The sequence below is a fragment of the Bacillus sp. cl95 genome, assembly GCF_900115925.1.
Taxonomy (GTDB): Bacteria; Bacillota; Bacilli; order Bacillales; family Cytobacillaceae; genus Neobacillus_A.
Genome location: NZ_FOYF01000001.1, coordinates 1 through 16625 on the forward strand (window position 1 = coordinate 1; position 16625 = coordinate 16625).

General features: G+C 35.3%; 18 protein-coding genes and 3 pseudogenes. 5 read left to right on the plus strand and 16 right to left on the minus strand.

From position 1 onward, the window contains the following. Positions 1 to 306 (plus strand): hypothetical protein (locus BMZ31_RS00005; protein ID WP_254778522.1); only part of this gene is annotated, 306 nt, incomplete at its 5' end. 86 nt (positions 307 to 392) lie between these two features. Here the strand turns inward: BMZ31_RS00005 and BMZ31_RS00010 are convergent. The 5 genes from BMZ31_RS00010 to BMZ31_RS00020 form a co-directional block, all read right to left on the minus strand. Continuing rightward, positions 393 to 1052, minus strand: coding sequence for a tyrosine-type recombinase/integrase (locus tag BMZ31_RS00010; protein ID WP_254778523.1), 660 nt, complete (start codon positions 1050 to 1052; stop codon positions 393 to 395). 54 nt (positions 1053 to 1106) lie between these two features. Then, positions 1107 to 1382, minus strand: coding sequence for a hypothetical protein (locus BMZ31_RS20585; RefSeq protein ID WP_254778524.1), 276 nt, complete (start codon positions 1380 to 1382; stop codon positions 1107 to 1109). A gap of 243 nt (positions 1383 to 1625) precedes the next feature. Further along, complete coding sequence (locus BMZ31_RS20160; RefSeq protein ID WP_175477956.1) at positions 1626 to 1772, minus strand: hypothetical protein; 147 nt, start codon at positions 1770 to 1772, stop codon at positions 1626 to 1628. A gap of 280 nt (positions 1773 to 2052) precedes the next feature. After that, positions 2053 to 2232, minus strand: coding sequence for a hypothetical protein (locus BMZ31_RS00015; protein WP_217642730.1), 180 nt, complete (start codon positions 2230 to 2232; stop codon positions 2053 to 2055). 202 nt (positions 2233 to 2434) lie between these two features. After that, positions 2435 to 2944, minus strand: a complete 510-nt coding sequence (locus BMZ31_RS00020; RefSeq protein WP_090829686.1) for a DinB family protein — start codon at positions 2942 to 2944, stop codon at positions 2435 to 2437. 401 nt (positions 2945 to 3345) lie between these two features. Here BMZ31_RS00020 and BMZ31_RS00025 point away from each other — a divergent pair. Both BMZ31_RS00025 and BMZ31_RS00030 read left to right on the plus strand, forming a co-directional pair. Next, a pseudogene (locus BMZ31_RS00025) lies at positions 3346 to 4225 on the plus strand (IS110 family transposase); the annotation flags it as partial. A gap of 306 nt (positions 4226 to 4531) precedes the next feature. After that, positions 4532 to 6115, plus strand: a complete 1584-nt coding sequence (locus tag BMZ31_RS00030; protein WP_254778525.1) for a vanadium-dependent haloperoxidase — start codon at positions 4532 to 4534, stop codon at positions 6113 to 6115. 182 nt (positions 6116 to 6297) lie between these two features. On the opposite strand, the gene BMZ31_RS00035 is transcribed toward BMZ31_RS00030, so the two are convergent. The 3 genes from BMZ31_RS00035 to BMZ31_RS00045 all read right to left on the minus strand — a co-directional run bounded on the left by BMZ31_RS00035 (position 6298) and on the right by BMZ31_RS00045 (position 8019). Next, positions 6298 to 6672, minus strand: a complete 375-nt coding sequence (locus BMZ31_RS00035; protein ID WP_090829687.1) for a VOC family protein — start codon at positions 6670 to 6672, stop codon at positions 6298 to 6300. Positions 6673 to 6790: 118 nt separating this feature from the next. Next, entirely contained in the window at positions 6791 to 7237 is a 447-nt protein-coding gene (locus BMZ31_RS00040) for a GyrI-like domain-containing protein (RefSeq protein ID WP_090829688.1), read from the minus strand. 320 nt (positions 7238 to 7557) lie between these two features. After that, positions 7558 to 8019, minus strand: coding sequence for a YhfM domain-containing protein (locus BMZ31_RS00045; protein WP_090829689.1), 462 nt, complete (start codon positions 8017 to 8019; stop codon positions 7558 to 7560). A gap of 336 nt (positions 8020 to 8355) precedes the next feature. On the opposite strand from BMZ31_RS00045, the pseudogene BMZ31_RS00050 reads away from it, so the two are divergent. Then, positions 8356 to 9593, plus strand: a pseudogene (locus BMZ31_RS00050) (IS110 family transposase). A 212-nt stretch (positions 9594 to 9805) separates the two neighbouring features. On the opposite strand, the gene BMZ31_RS00055 reads toward BMZ31_RS00050, so the two are convergent. From BMZ31_RS00055 to BMZ31_RS00075, 7 genes and pseudogenes are all read right to left on the minus strand, one after another. Continuing rightward, positions 9806 to 10351 (minus strand): VanZ family protein, encoded by a 546-nt coding sequence (locus BMZ31_RS00055; RefSeq protein WP_090829690.1) that lies wholly within the window; start codon positions 10349 to 10351, stop codon positions 9806 to 9808. Between the two features lie 359 nt (positions 10352 to 10710). Beyond that, positions 10711 to 11046, minus strand: coding sequence for a hypothetical protein (locus BMZ31_RS20590; RefSeq protein WP_254778526.1), 336 nt, complete (start codon positions 11044 to 11046; stop codon positions 10711 to 10713). Beyond that, on the minus strand, positions 11022 to 11321 hold the full coding sequence (locus BMZ31_RS20595; RefSeq protein WP_254778527.1) for a hypothetical protein: 300 nt from the start codon (positions 11319 to 11321) through the stop codon (positions 11022 to 11024). Before BMZ31_RS20595 ends, BMZ31_RS20590 begins: the two co-directional genes overlap by 25 nt. A 524-nt stretch (positions 11322 to 11845) precedes the next feature. Then, the gene (locus BMZ31_RS00065) at positions 11846 to 12226 is read right to left on the minus strand and encodes a hypothetical protein (protein ID WP_090829691.1); all 381 of its coding nucleotides are present in this window, start codon (positions 12224 to 12226) and stop codon (positions 11846 to 11848) included. A gap of 331 nt (positions 12227 to 12557) precedes the next feature. Further along, entirely contained in the window at positions 12558 to 12824 is a 267-nt protein-coding gene (locus BMZ31_RS00070) for a hypothetical protein (RefSeq protein ID WP_090829692.1), read from the minus strand. A 346-nt stretch (positions 12825 to 13170) separates the two neighbouring features. After that, positions 13171 to 13329, minus strand: a pseudogene (locus BMZ31_RS19975) (sporulation protein YhbH); the annotation flags it as partial. 133 nt (positions 13330 to 13462) lie between these two features. Continuing rightward, positions 13463 to 13852 carry a hypothetical protein gene (locus BMZ31_RS00075; protein ID WP_090829693.1) on the minus strand — a complete coding sequence of 130 codons (390 nt, stop codon included), beginning with the start codon at positions 13850 to 13852 and terminating at the stop codon, positions 13463 to 13465. 229 nt (positions 13853 to 14081) lie between these two features. On the opposite strand from BMZ31_RS00075, the gene BMZ31_RS00080 reads away from it, so the two are divergent. Then, positions 14082 to 14420, plus strand: a complete 339-nt coding sequence (locus BMZ31_RS00080) for a L,D-transpeptidase (RefSeq protein WP_090829694.1) — start codon at positions 14082 to 14084, stop codon at positions 14418 to 14420. A gap of 392 nt (positions 14421 to 14812) precedes the next feature. On the opposite strand, the gene BMZ31_RS00085 is transcribed toward BMZ31_RS00080, so the two are convergent. Then, positions 14813 to 16579, minus strand: a complete 1767-nt coding sequence (locus BMZ31_RS00085) for an ABC transporter substrate-binding protein (protein WP_090829695.1) — start codon at positions 16577 to 16579, stop codon at positions 14813 to 14815. Positions 16580 to 16625: the final 46 nt, after the last annotated feature.

Sequence of the window (16625 nt, forward strand, 5' to 3'; positions counted from 1 at the left end):
CATTGTAACTTATTTTTTAAAAAAGGAGAGGTAAAGGGAATGAGACACGAAGAATGTGAAGATTGTAGAAAGAAAAGTGAAAGTAAACATCGTTGCAAAGGATGCGCATGTGATCAATTTAGAAAATTATCAACAAATACAGAAGTAGATTTATTTTTATCAGGTGGGACTATCCTTGAAGATCTCGTTTTTGTAAATTTTGATGAAAAAAATTGCTGTGCTTTCTTCAATTCTGAGAGAGAAGGAGGACAACTTATCGTTGTTGATTGTCAGTTTGTCCAAGCTATTGGATTCGAATCTGATTAAATGATATGGAGGGGGATTCTAACATGCTTTAGAATCCCTCTCTTTTTTATTTAATGTCGCAGTTTTGGTCGAATGACAAACAAACATTATTGAATTAGATACTTTTTATGCTGTTCACGTTTCCTTTCATGAGTAATTTTTGCGTACCTTAGTGTAGTATCTGGTGAACTGTGACCTAACAGCTCTTGAATAGCTACAAGGTCAGCTCCATTATTTAATGTTAATGTAGCAAATGTATGTCTTAAAACATGAGGACTAACTTTGTCTTTTAAACCAGCTTTTTGAGCTATCATTCCTATTTCCCTTTGGATTCCACGTTTAGATAATCTTCTATAAGGTTTTCTCTCTGTAATCATTAAGGCCTTACAGTCATCCTCGCGTTGTTTTAAGTATTTATTTAAATGATACATAGCTCTAATTGAAAAATAGACTTCCCTTTGTTTATCACCTTTACCTATAACTAATGTGCTCATATTCTGTTGATTGATATCACTTTTATTTAATCCATGAACTTCAGATAAACGACAGCCAGTTGCATACAATACTTCAAGAAAAGCACGTTGTCTAACTGTTTCACATGCTTCTCTTAACATTTCCAGTTCTTCGATTGATAAGGATTTAGGAAGTCTGAATTCATCCTTTGGAGCTTTTAATTTAGTAGTTGGATCACGTTTGATATATTCTTCTGAAACTAACCAACTAAAAAAACTCTTTAAAATAGATAGTTTCTTTCTAATTGTGCTCATTTTTAAGGTCCCATCTATACTTAAATACATGCGAACATCAGCTGTTGCTATGTCCTAAGCCTTCTTTTTTACGATATCAGCAAACATACTTAATTCCAGGAGGTAGTTGTCTAGAGTAATAGAACTTAATCCTTCTAGTTTTTTTGCTGAAATGAACAATTTAATTTTGTCCTCCAGATCAGGATGAAATTCGCCTAACTCCGCTCTTTGAATATAATACACTGATAAAACAGTAGACAGTTTATTCTTTGTATTTTCCACTTCGATGTTAGGGTACAACTCTTTTAAAGCTGTCACTAAATCTGATAATATTTGCTCTCCTAGATTCATAAAAATCAACACTCCTTAGTTAAGATTGGTAAACTAAGGATTACCCATTCAAACACCCAAAATACCAAGGAGTATGGGCTACATCTTTATTTTCTATAACATTTAGCCGACAGAAAAAGACGATTCCTTTTGTGGTGTAATCGTCTCTTATTGATTATGTATTGCAAGTATCTTTGTACTGCGCAACAAAAAAATATTTTAATTTCTGATCTTAAACATAGGTCAATAAAGAGATTGTTGGCGTTATTCCTTTACATCGTCCTTGCATATTTCACTAACTAGCTGCCATACAGCGTTGTTTTCTTTATTTTTTGGTGCAAGCCTATCACAAAGCTCTTCTACTTTCTTCTTAAACTCTTTCGAGACACCACCATCACCATGTTCTACCATATGGACAACTCCTTTTTACTGATAAATCGACTGTTTTTCTTGAACAATCGCACCCGTTAGCCATCCATGAAGCGCAAAAACGGCGCTTCACCACAGAGAATGAAAATGCATAGGAAGTGTCAATACTGATACTGACCTTGATCCAGTCAACCCTAATCCATAGAAGCTTTATTTTCATGCTCTCCTCTTTTTTTAACGATCGAGCAGGGTCTTCTTAAGTTTTGTCATTTTTCTATTCTGTAGCAACTTATTTTCATGGTAGTTGAAGAAGAAGTTTTATTTAATTCTCTTGTTGCTTTTTCTTATACATCTCTTTTAGTACATCTGGTCCAGGGATATTATTTAATATCTTTATTAGTTCATCTACACATTTATCGCTTGCAAAGTCACCTTTTCCGTCTTTTGCCATTTCCAAATAAGCGGCGGTCATCATTTCAATGCTTTTTACCATCTGACTCATCTAAGGCAATGATTTTTTCTTTTGTTTTTATAAATCCAACATAAATTATCTCCTTAGTTCTGATTGAAAGTATAGTAAGTTCGCTATAAGGGGTAGCTTCAGGAAAATGCAGATTTACAACGTTAAGGAAGTTTCAATATTAAAAAACCTAATTTTTCAGCATTAAATGCGAAATTAGGTTTTTTCATTAATAGAAAAAGACTTATAAGTATTTATCACTAATCACTTTCATATGGTGTAACTCGTGCCCGACAATGCCATATGCAATGGTACCTACCGAAACTGGGCTGTTCATTACAGTTCCATTACGAACCCACGCTGCATCATCAATGGTTGAAATAAGGCTTAACGTGTTGGAGCGTACCGTGTCTATACCAGCTAGTAACTGCTCCCAGGATAATTTGTTGAAGTTTGCCGCAGAAACGTATTGTTCCTGTTCCATTGCTGGGAGTGGTGCACTTTCATTTCGTGCAATGGCAAGCATTCGATACGACATCACACGTTCCGAGTCGGTCATATGCCCAATCACTTCTTTTAAAGTCCATTTCCCTGGTGCGTACGCCTTCCTTGCTGACTCCTCTGATACGCTGCTTAAGAGGGTAAGGGTCTTAGTCCGTTGCTTAGTAAGTATTTCTTCAATATCTCCATGTGGCACAAGACTAACATACCTATCATGCTCTGGATTTTCAATAAATAATGGTCGTGGACGCACAAGAATCCTCCTCATCGGAATAGTTAACTATGGTTCTAGGCTAATATTCGACTGTCAAGAAGATATTTCCTGTATTTTTGATATTTAATTTCATTACCGCAAAATAATTGCAAATTAAACAACTTTATTATCTCTGTACAACTGATTTATGCAATTAACATAATACAGATAATAATGGATTAATTCACTTTTTATTCCACTAACCTGCTTCGTTCGTATTATAAGGTTAGCCAGAATGCTAAATATATCTGGTTGACCATTTTTTATTTGGTCATATTATATCAGTAGCCAGGGTAGAACGTAACTGCCCGTGGGGCTTTCGACCTTTACTTTTCTTAAACTTGAACCTCTTGCCTTGTATGAAATCAACGGATTGATAATAATCAATAAATATCCTCGTTTATAAAAAGCGTGGTGTCCAATTGTTAAACCTTCGTAATCTTACAAGACAGCATGAAAATATTACTGGAGTCACAATTCAAACGAAGCTTCAATTTCAGGCTGTTCTTGAGCAAGTTTTTCCAGAATATAAAGGAGTTTTTGGCGATTTATATTCTGTTGTATCACTCCTAACGCTTTCAGAGTTCCCCTCTTCCGAGGATATTATAGAAGCAAGTGAAGAAACATTACAGACAAGATACATGAATTATGTAAAAGTCGTTCATACAGATGGGCTAATGAAAAAGCTATTCAACTCAAAGCTGCCGCAATCCGAAATCCGTTTGAAAAGACTTCGTATCAGAGTCATATTTTGAGTCTTGATATGTATATAAACATCATTCTTCAATACAAAGAGCATCTATCCAAGTTAGAGTCAGAAATATGCCCTTGCAAAAGAAGCTGAAGAATATAATAATATCAAATCTATCCCTGGTATCGGAGAAAAGATCGCTGCAACGATCATTTCAGAAATTCGGGAGATAGATCGATTTACTGATCCTAAAAAACTAGTAGCTTTCGCTGGAGTTAATCCTAGTGTATTCGAATCTGGTAAGTTTACAGCCACAAAGAATCGAATCACAAAAAGAGGGTCCAGTAGGCTTCGTCACGCCTTATATATGGCTGTTCGTTGTGCAATTCGTGATTGCCATAAAAAAAAAAACAACGGATGAAATCATCCCTCGCAACAAGAAAATGCGAGAGTTTTACGACAAAAAACGTGGAGAAGGAAAGCCCTTTAAAGTAGCTGTAATAGCATGTGTCAATAAACTCTTACATTGGATATTTGCCCTTTTAAAGAACAGAACAACTTTCCAAGATATAGCTTTGAACCAAAAATAAACTAAATAACACAAAACCTTCCAAAATCAGACTAACGGAAGGTTATTTGGCATGCACATTTTTAGTATAGCATGAGATATTTTAAGTTTTTATTGAATAATATTGACAAACTATTAGCTGGTTTAGCTTAAGAACAATTTCAACAAAAAAGGCGTTAATCCTTCCTGGATCAACGCACCCTATAGTTTAAGTATTTTTATTCACAAGATGATTCAAAAACCACTCCAAATCATATCCAATCTATTTGTTAGTTTGTCCAATCATCCATTTAACTTTTGAATAAGTTATCAAATGGAGGTGTTAAAAATGGATCACGAAGAAAGTATGGATGAATGTAAAATGAAAAATGACAAAATTGCTAAGGACAAAAATTCGTGTCTTCTCGGTCCCTTATCTCCTGCTGAAAGACGCGAGAAGGTATTTGATATTCGTAAGGATGCTGCGAGATTCTATAAAAATCAGCCATTAGTTCACCATCCCTGTAATGGGGATGAAGATAGGTATCCAAATAAAATTGCCAGTTATACAAAAGCATTTCCGCATAATCAGTTAGGCGAGGTAAACATCCAAGCTTATAATAAATATTTAAAAGCATTGGAAACAGGAGACCCTAACGACTTTGAGAAGATTCCACTGGGTGGCGTTGTTAAACTAGTAAATCCACAGGGTGCTTTTGCATTCGAATTAGTCGGACCTAATAGTCACCAATTGGTTATTCCAGCACCACCAGCCTTTAGCAGTGCTGAAATAGCTGGAGAGATGGTTGAGCTTTATTGGCAAGCATTGGCACGGGATATTCCTTTCAATATATATAATCAAGACCCATTAACAAATTATGCTGCAAAAGAACTTTCCAGCCTGCCTATTTTTCGGGGACCGAAAAAGAATGGACTAGTCACGACAGGTACCTTATTCCGAGGGAACTTTCAAGGCGACTTAACAGGACCATATATTTCACAATTTTTATGGAAGGATGTCCCCTTTGTTTCAACTAAAATTATCCAGCGATACCGTACCACTGTTCCTGGGGACGACCATCTAACTTCTTATGACGACTGGCTGGCTGTACAAAACGGCTCCAGTCCTCCTACCCCAAATCGTTTTGACCCCCTACCTCGCTATATTCGAAATGGTCGGGATTTGGGAGAATGGGTACACAGGGATAGTTCCATTGATGGCGGGTTAATTGCTTGTTACATTTTGCATAGTTTTGGCAGACAAGCTTTGGATCCGTCCAATCCTTACTTTAACTCTGCAACCCAAGTTGGTTTCACTACCTTTGGACCACCGCATATCTTGGACTTTGTGACAAGAGCTTCGCGTCCGGCTCTTGAGGCAGTTTGGTTCCAAAAATGGCTGGTCCATCGCAGTCTCCGTCCGGAGGAATTCGGCGGCCGAATTCAAAATCAGAAATCGGATATTGATTACCCGATAAATCCGGTAGTTCTGAATTCGGAAGCACTTGCCGAAACTTTTAATAAATTCGGCACCTATTTGCTACCTCAGGCATATGCAGAAGGAGCTCCTGCGCATCCATCCTATGTTTCCGGTCATGCAGCACTTATTGGAGCAATGGTAACAATACTGAAGGCCTACTTTAATGAATCGTTTGTAATCCCCGATCCGGTTGTTGCCAGTTCCGATGGTCTTTCCCTCATACCTTACGAAGGTCCGCCGCTTACGATAGGCGGGGAACTAAATAAACTTGCATCAAATATTTCCATCGGCCGGTCGTTCGGTGGTATTCACTACCGCAACGATTATTTCGATGGAATTATGCTCGGAGAATCTATGGCCATTGGGATAATGAGGGATTACAGAAAAACCTATAACGAGTTTTTCAAAGGATTCTCTCTCACAAAATTTGATGGGACAAAGATAACAATCTGAGAAAATAAAAGACACCCTGTATCTTTAAACTTGGTGTCTTTTAGCTTTGTGTCCTTTTTGATTTACTTCAGATTTGCCAACCAATTTTCACCTCCGCTTCACCATAAGAAAAGCTGACAAAATAACATCTTCGTTGTTCAACTCTTGCACCCGTTAATGCAATAAGGAAATTTATTTTGTTCCTACCAGTGTACTTGAAGTTTATTACCATTTGGATCATAAAAGTGGAAATACGAATGACCGTTATCTTCTTGTATATCCTCGACTTTAACTTGATTATTAATTAGGTGTTGACGAAATTCGGATAGTTCTGGGCTTGTAAAGCCAATACTAAAAGCTGATTCATTATTAATTGTAAAGTGGGCAAATGTTTCATCGTCAGTTGGAACTAAGATAAGTAAAAAAGCTCCCTCATTTACTTTAAAAATCGCAAATGGATCGTCAGTAATTTTTAATAACTGAATCCCTAATACATCTCTATACCATTGTGCAGACTGTTCTAAATCTTTTACAGGAATTCTAATATAATGTACTTGCTCAATAAATGATTTACTCATATTTACCTCTCCTTACTTTAATCTGGTATATCAAATAATTCTCTTTTTTGTGTTTCTTTCCTTCCAAATTATTGAATTAACCTGCTTCGTTTGTTGAAGAAGATTTTTGATTTGTCTTTTAAGCTTGAATTGGTAAATAAATCTGTACTTCTTCATCTCCTTCGCCCATAGGGTGATATGTCTCGATAATATAAGAATCGAGATCTCTTTGATAACCTTGTTCTTCTGCCCAATTCAATAAATTCAAATGAAGTTCTCCCAAATTAGATATATTCCCTCTTGTAGTTATGTAACTTTTATTTGTTTCAATATAATCCATTCCTGTTGGTACTTCATTTAACCTCTCACTCACAATTAACCCTACATAATAATGACCTATCCTATGCTCCTCATCCTTTTTAGGCTCAAATAATGCAATTTCGGTCTCTGTTAGATTTAGGATTTCGTTTGAGCGACTTAATAGTTGCTTTGCAAGCAAGGGTACTTCATTACCAAAGTTAACAAACTCCCCACTACCTTTTAATCCAACAAGCTTAAATTCTTTTTTAACCATCATAAACGACATATTAACCTCTCCTATCCACATAAAAATTCCATAATATTCTAATTTTATTTATTCAACAAAAAATCCTTACTTCCTGCAATGAAGTAAGGATTTCATACTGATTTATGCAACTGTTATTCAACTAAACTGCCCCGATAGTTGCATAAAAAAAAAAGCTGACTTAAAGACAGCTCCGATCTTCAGCTAAAGCACCCGTTTGTTTAAGTACATTTCTTCACAATCCCTACCAGTTAAGACGTTTTCTTATTATTATCTGGCACCATTTTTTCTTTAATTAAATTTCATCGCAACATACATTTACCAACACATTAAAGTTCTCATTAATAACGAGATTCAACTAATTCAATCAATTTATCAGTCATTTTTTCTGGAACAGTATATATGGTGTTTGAATCTTCCGCCTTCATAAATGTGCTTTTTTGTCCTTTTTCACCTATCCATAGAAATAAACTTTGTTCATTGTTCTTATCGTGAACAACATCCATATAAAATTCGGGGTTAGCCATATTAACTTTGCCAGGCTCTTTTACTGCACTTGAAAAGATATCTTGAAAGGCTTTTAGGGATTCTTTATCATCAAAAGTAATTTCATTAGACCCTTTTGTTTTTGAAACATCAATGCTTACAAAGTCTTTTTCTATTGAAAGACTTTTATTGCTTTCTGATTTAGGTGATGAATTAACAGTAGTTGTTTCCGAGGAAACGTTCTCTTTTGATTGACATCCCAAAATAAATAAAGACATAAAGGATAATGATAAAGCCAAAAAGATAAATTTTCTCAAATATTATTACCTCCTACGTTTTAATACTATTATTTAAATTAGACGGGAAACCCTTTTATTGTTCAACTAACCTGCCCCTTCGTATTATAAGGTTAGCCAGAATGCTAAATATTTCTGGTTGACCTTATTTATTTTGGTCTTATTATATCAGTAGCCAGGGTAGAACGTAACTGCCCGTGGGGCTTTGACCCCGTCAAGTAAACGGTTCGCCCCCTACTTGTAGAAACATGATTGAGGCTGGTTGGGACTTAGATCTCGTATAACAAGCGAAGCTATGATACTGCATGGAGGATTAGGGGTTACTGGCAAATTACTAGTTTAGGAGGAGATTTTAGAATGAATCCAGTCATTGGTCTGGATGTTTCAAAAGGGGAAAGTCAAGTTCAGGCATTTTTATATAAAGGCAAAAACCATATCGAAAGAGTTTTAAAGTTCCACACACTATTGAAGGTCTTGATTTACTTGTAGATTTTCTAGAGGACATAAAGAGAGAAACAGGTAAGAAACCACCTGTCGTTCTAGAAGCAACAGGACATTATCATTCCTCTGTTGTTCAATACTTGGAGGACCGTGGGTATTTATTGATAATTATTAATCCATTGATTTCTTATAAGGCTAAGAGTTCGAGTCTTCGAAAAGTAAAGACAGATGCGATAGATGCTTACCATCTCTGCGAGCTGTTTTATAAGGAGGATTTAGAGCCGTATAAGAAGCGTGGTGTACAGCTATTAAACCTTCGGAATCTTACAAGGCAGCACGAAAATATTACTAATATATTGATTCAAACAAAACTACAATTTCAAGCGATTCTGGAACAGGTCTTTCCTGAATATAGAGGAGTTTTTGGGGACTTGTATTCAGTAGTAACACTCTTAACTCTTTCAGAGTTTCCCTCATCTGAAGATATATTAGAGGCAAGTGTGGAAACCATAGCTGACAAAATCGCTCAATTATGTAAAAGTCGTTCATACAGATGGGCCAATGAAAAAGCTATTCAACTCAAGGCAGCCGCAAACCGAAATCCGTTTGAAAAGACTTTGTATCAGAGTCATATTTTGAGTCTTGGTATGTATATTAATATCATTCTTCAATATAAAGAGCACCTATCCAAGTTAGAGTCAGAGATAGATGCCCTCGCAAAAGAAGTTGAAGAATATAATATTATCAAATCTATCCCTGGTATCGGAGAAAAAATCGCGGCAACGATCATTTCAGAAATTGGGGAGATAGACCGATTTACGGATCCTAAAAAGCTGGTAGCTTTCGCTGGAGTTGATCCTAGTGTATTTGAATCTGGTAAGTTTACAGCCACCAAGAATCGAATCACAAAAAGAGGGTCCAGCAGGCTTCGTCACGCCCTATATATGGCTGTTCGTTGTGCTATACGTGACTGTCGCAAGAGCAAAACAAGCGATGAGATCATTCCTCGTAATAAGAAATTACGAAAGTTCTATGATAAGAAACGTGAAGAAGGAAAACCTTTTAAGGTAGCTGTCATTGCTTGTGTAAATAAGCTCTTACATTGGATATTTACCCTACTAAAGAATAAAACGACTTTCCAAGATATAGCTTAGAACCTATATCTAACTAAATATCACAAAACCTTCCAAAATTAGTCTAACGGAAGGTTATTTGGCATGCACATTTTTAGTATAGCATGAGATATTTTAAATTTTTATTGAAAAATATTGACAAACTATTAGCTGGTTTAGTTCAACAAGAAAAAGCTGCCTCGATGACAGCTCTGATCTTTAACTCTTGCACGCGTTTGTTTAATAGGCCAATCTTAATTTAATTGTTTTTGAATTGAACTCAATCCTATAATTTTTTCAATACTGGTTAATTTTAAAAGTAAGAACCCTACCATAGTCCCTAAAACATTTAATATAATATCATCAACATCAAACGCCCTGTTGGGTAATAGAAGTTGAATAATCTCTATTGTTGTTGAACTTAATAACCCTACTATAATCACAGTTAGCATGCCATTTATTCTCTTAAATTTCAAAACAAGTATGAAACCTAACGGAATAAATAATATGATGTTTCCTAAGATATTTTTTAAGGGACCCATAAAATAAAAGTGATTTAATAACTCTTTAATACTTGAAAATGGCACAAAATTATTAGGTGAATCGTATTCAGTACCCGTAGCTATTTCAATAGGGAAAAGTGTTAGTCCGATTATTCCCATCACACTTATGAAATAGAAAAGATTCACTACTTCTCGCTTCAAAACAAATTCCTTTTTAATAAAAATTATCATAACAGCTTTAAAGATTAACCATATGATCGTTATAGCAATTGCAGGGAGGAGAAAGTAAATTCTCAAAATCACTCATCCTTTTTTTCTCAAAATTTTTCAATAAACAAATTATATCAAACCCTTTGTATATAACCAATAAAAACTATTTTCTGTTCAACTATACTGCCCGTTTGTTCAATAAGTAAGTTCAACATAAAAAGCGTTAATCCTTCCTGGATCAACGCACTCGTTTGTTTAAGTAAAATTATTCACAAACTGCTGTAAATTGGATAAAAAAACAATTTGAAACACGCTAATATGGTGATTAGAATAAAGGAACTAACTATTGAAATATTTCTTTCTTGTTATCCATTATTCTAGCTACTTTCATTTTGACACGAGGAACACCATCCCTTTGATAATAATCAATTAATATCTGTTCTACTTCATTTTTTCTCTTTTCCAAGTATCTTAGGAGAAAATTGCTCAACAACAGGATCTCCGCCTCTAATAAAACAGTTTGCCATTGTATCAAGAGCAATTAAACTTAATGGTCTTCCTTTGTTTAGCCACATTTTCATTCTATCCCAGGTGGGCAAACATAAGGCTGCTAACCTTCCCCAATTATCATTAAAAATAGTACAATTAGACTCCATCCAAACGAGTATGATATTTGATCGGAAACGATAAAGACTGCTGAAAGCGACTATTGGCAATTCTTTTTCTCTTACCGATTTCAATTTCTCAAATACATTATTTAAGCCCTCTTCAATAGGACCCATTCTGAAGCTGTGGTACCTAATACATCAGCCACAATTTCTAACATTCGAGTTTTTATTTCGTAATTCTCTGTTTCATAAAATCTGGATTGTATGGATTTTAAAATCGTTTGATTATCGTGTTCTTTAAGAGCTTTTATTACATCATCTTCAAGGAACCATCTAGTTATAGAAAAATCTATCAAAGACTCTAAATCATTTTGAACATCTTCCGATGTTGGTGCTTTATCTTTATCAGTTACAATTACTATCTTCTTCTGGTTGACTAGCTTCCCCATCTTCATCGTAAAAATCATCGTGTAGCAAAAACTTATTGGTAGAATGGATAATTGCAAGGTTGTACCATTCGATAGGCCTCAAGGAGAGTTTTATTAACCTATCGTGACATTTATTGCATAATTTATAAGGCTGATTGGGGGCGTCTGAGGTTTCTTCGATGTTAATTACATTTACTTTACAGGCTTCACACAAATCAGCTAACACCATTGAAATCACTCCATAATTTCATAATACAATAATTTTAAAATAAAACTCCCTTAATAAAGGAATAAATGGTATGGTACAGTATTTCTTAGTTATAGTGACTATTTCCTTCTTTAAATAAATTGCTCCATTAGTGCAATAAGAAAAAGTTACCAAGTGGCAAAAACACCCCTATTTTTCAATTACATTTCTTTACAATCTGCTTTTCTGATCGAACAAGAAAAAGGCGATGCCTTGAAGTGTGGCATCTCTTAATGAAATCTGTATTTGATTTGAATCTGGAATTCATCTTTGCAGAAATTCTTAAGTTCATAGAATCCTATGTAGTCAAATTAAGTATCGTAAAAATTACGATTGTGATTGCTAAAAAGGCGTCCACTTTTCTATGTTGAATATGTCTCATGAATGCAAATATTCCCCATAAAACAAAGAATGTAATACAGATGAATTTCTCAACTCCTTCAATTTCGTTGAAAATCCCAAATACGTTTCCAAATATTACGATTAAAAAAACAAGATAATCTAATATCTGAAAATACTTCTCTTTTCCTTTAAGCTCTCTTTTCGTCACTGTACCACCTCTTTTATTATCAATTAAACCGTCAACACTCTGAATATAGGTAACAAAAATTTCGAAATAGAGCATATGGTTGAAAATTCCACTCATTTTCTTAACTTCACTTTTGCTCTCTTTTTTCATATTATCATCATCCACTATAAAATATTTGAAATTTTAGTTTATTTAATAGTAGTGCATATTAAGCAACCTGATCCGTTAAATGAAGAAGAAAATGGCTTCACTTCATATTGAAGTAAAGCCTCCGTTAGGAAATTAAAAAATAGGTTCTGGGTCAGAATGGGGTTAATATTCAATGTTTTGTGGATGGAAAATGCCGCCACATTGGAAAAGTTTATATCTAACCGTCACCAAAATAAGAAAAACTCCGAACATTGCTTCAACAAAAAAGTGAATTAATTCTTCTTGAAAAATGCGCAAGCTCATAGAGCAATGAACTACTGTTTTCCTCCCATTAAATTTTCCTAAAAGCGAAGTATTCTTCGTCAACTTTATCCCAATCTCTATCTTCTTGATTGAGAGTTAATTGTGTTAAATGTTCTTGCGGAAAATCCCATTGTCGATCAGAACCGTATTCAACTGAATACAATTTGTACCTATAAAACGTTCGATTCGGATCATTAATGTCAACAACGGATGTAATTCTAACAACTTTAATATCAATATTTCCATCCTCGTCCCAAACGTTTAATATTTCCCCTAATTGATATCTCGAACTCATTTTCTTACTCCTTTTCATCAAAGTTAATCTTCAAAATTATTTACCGAACTTTGTTTATTTAACACTATCACCGCATAATTTATCAGGAATATGATTAATAATGTTATGATTTTGCTTTGATTGATGAAACAAACCTGATCTTTCGTATTAATATATTAACGTCTCTCTTGTGTCTCTGAAATGACACTTCTATATGGTCTGATTTCAGTCGAGTAAGAAGTCTTTATGATCACTTTACTATAGTTATAACTGCAGCCACTTCTTACAATTACTACTTAAACCCTATACCCTACAAATATTTAGAATCCACAATAAAAACCAACAGACATCAGCCTGTCGGTCTCGTTTAAGCAAATTTCTTATTCTCTTCATTATGAAAGAAATTCTTCATGGCATGGAAGACATCGGCTTTCTGCTTGAGGACATAGTAACGGAAGTTTTCATGTTTGATGTTTTTATACGCGGACATGAGGGTCGAATGGCGATTGTATTGATTTAGTGGACCATCATGCACCCGTGGATCAACCTAAGCTCAAACACTTATTTTCTCTCCCCCAGCCACTTTCAATAAGAAGAAGCCACTCATACGGTATCTTGTTCTTCAACTCAAGCAACCCGTTAGCTGAACAAGCTACTTTTTAATGGACTAAAGTAAAAACAAGTATCATCTCCCCGTTATTTATAACCCATTTGTCAACAAAGTAGAAATATTCATTAGGGTAATCCTCTAAATAATCTGATTCTTTAAGGGAAATATTGTTTTTAAATTGCGTTTCCCACTTCATTTTCACTTCATCTTGAGGAATTGGTTCTAAGACATTTTTAAATTTCCTGATAAAAATCATTAATTTCTCATTATAAAGAAGGGTTTTTAACTGTTTCAACGAGTGTGGTTCATTTAATTTCTCGTTATCAAGTATATCAGGTCCACAAATTTTGCCAGTGTTTTTATCAATAAAGTAATAATTGTGTTTATTTATATTAACTTTGCCTTCTTTCAGCGTAATTAAATTACCCTTGTTCCACAAATCTCCTGTCAGAAAACTAATTCTATAAAAAAAATACTAATTCCTTCTTAAGCTAACCTGCATCGTTAGCACAAGAAGAGCTTCAACCAACAAGCACCTTCTCTGCTATTGCATATAATCCCAAATTACTGTTCATTAACTTCTCATACAATCCTGTTCAATCAATCCCTGTTAAATAACAAAGGCTTGAGTTACTACATACATTATTAAAAAAATGGAGTTGATCTTCGTGGCGAGATGGATTGACGTATCAACATCAAAACACCGATTAAGATTGTATGACGGAAACAGACTGATAAAATCCTATCCGATAGCTACTGGCAAAATATTAACTGCGACACCGTTTGGCACTTACATCATAATAAATAAGCAGCCAAATCCTCCCAGACATGTTTTTGGGGTTTTGTGGATGGGATTATCAAGACCTCATTATGGAATACATGGTACAAACAATCCATTATCTATAGGTAAAAGCGTTTCTCACGGTTGTATTAGAATGTTTAATCATGATGTTTTAGAATTATCATCTCGAGTTCCAATTGGTACTAGGGTCATCATTCATAAATAATCTGTTAATCTCACCCATATACTGCATAGTTTGTGTCTTACGACAACAGCCCAGTTCTTCTTATTAAACTAACCTGCTCCGTTTGTTCAATAAGGAGTTCAACAAAAAGAGTACGTAATCCTTCCAGGATCAACGCACCCGTTAGCCATCCATGAAGCGCAAAAACGGCGCTTCACCACAGAGAATGAAAATGCATAGGAAGTGTCAATACTGATACTGACCTTGATCCAGTCAACCCTAATCCATAGAAGCTTTATTTTCATGCTCTCCTCTTTTTTTAACGATCGAGCAGGGTCTTCTTAAGTTTTGTCATTTTTCTATTCTGTAGCAACTTATTTTCATGGTAGTTGAAGAATCACCACAAAAATAAGCGTTAATTGTTAATATAAGCGTTAATCCCTCTTAATCCAGATATTTTGATAATCAACATTTCCCCACCCATTCATGATAATCCCGCTTAAAGATTTACTGTGCTGGACCGTTTGTTTGCTATGGTAGAGGAAAATCAGCTTTTGCTCTTGTGTAAGATTTTCCAAAAGGGAACTCAAATGGCTTTTTCGTACTTGTGAACTACTTTCTCTCTTACACAACGATAGACATTCCTGAACCAATTCCATTTCCGCATCACCTAAGTGATTATAGATAAATCCATTTCTGAAATTGAACATTTCAATTAGATCGATGTCTTCTTGGATACCCAATACTTCTCCAGCAACTACAAAATCGGCTCTTGCCAAAACAACTGGGTTACTTAATTCTGAGATTGGCAGGATTGTCACTTCGATATTGATTCCCAATAAGCCTAGTTGTTCTTTTATCCATCTAGCATTCTGTTCATTTGATGGCATTACATAGGTATATAGATGTAGACTTTCTCCTTTGTAATCTGACATTGCCAACAGCTCTTTTGCCCTTACCCTATCAAAATCAGACTGAAAGCATTTTTGGCTATAATCTGTAAAGAAGCTGCAAGCAGGTGCCTCCTTCGCCCCACCCAGTCCCATTATCTTTTCTCGATCAAGTGCATGATGAACCGCTGAACGAAAATAAACGTTTTTTGTTGGTCCAGATTTGTTCAAATTGAACGTTAAATAGACAGCACCTTGCTCGAGGTTCTGAATTTGATTAAATGACGGTTCTTCTGCGGGAAAACCTCCAAAATATAAGTCGTCTTCACGCATTTGCCCTTTGTGTTCCAGGCGGTGATAATTTGGCCAAACCCACATTTCAATTCGATCTAGCCAAGGTCTTCCCCCAAAATACTCATCATGTGCTTCAAGCTGCAAAATGGAATCTGTATTCTTTTTTATACGAAAAGGACCGGTACCAATCGGAAGGGCTGAAAATGGTCGCGTAAGGTTAATCTGCTCCAACTCGAACGGAACGATGGAATACCTTTCCGAACATAGGAAATCGGCAAACAATGCGTTTGATTCTTTCAAAATAAAATCTATGGTGTATTTACCGACTGGTTTAATTTCCATAATCGTATCTCGCATAAGATCATAATGACCGTATTTCATTGAACGCAAAAATGTATATTCTACATCCTTAGACGTCAATGTCCTTCCATGATGAAATTTCACACCCTTACGCAAATAAAAGCGCCAAACTGAATCTTCATCATAACTCTCCCAAAAATGAGCTAAGTCTGGAGTCAATTTTCCATCCGCAAACTTTACTAATTTATTGAAAAGTTGATTTACAAGGTGCGCCTCTGATCTGCGATGAACAAATGTTGGATCAAGATCGGGTACCGTGCGGTAAAAAGGAAATCTCAGTGTATCTTCATCAACGCTCTCAATAAAGCCCAAATGCTTATGCAGCCAATTCGCAAACTCAATCTTTGCCCCAGTAAAATGATCGACCAGTTTCCATGCATCCGTTAACTTTTCATCAACAGCAAGCCTTTTCGCTTTTTCAAATATCAACTCATCCAGAGGCTGTATAAATAGCATGGTGGATTGATTCCCACGGCCACGGCCCGCTTTCCATACGATATATCCTTCTTCCGCCATCCGCTTTACCAAGATTTGAGCATTTCTTCTCGTACACGACAAGACCACTTCAAGTTGCTCCATCTTAATAGGAAATTCTTCATTATCCTTAATAGATTCGAAATGTTTTCTAAGTGTGATGTAATGCTGATCCATATTCATATAAACTCTCCCTATAAAAGGTGAAATTAAATTTTCTGAACTTTCT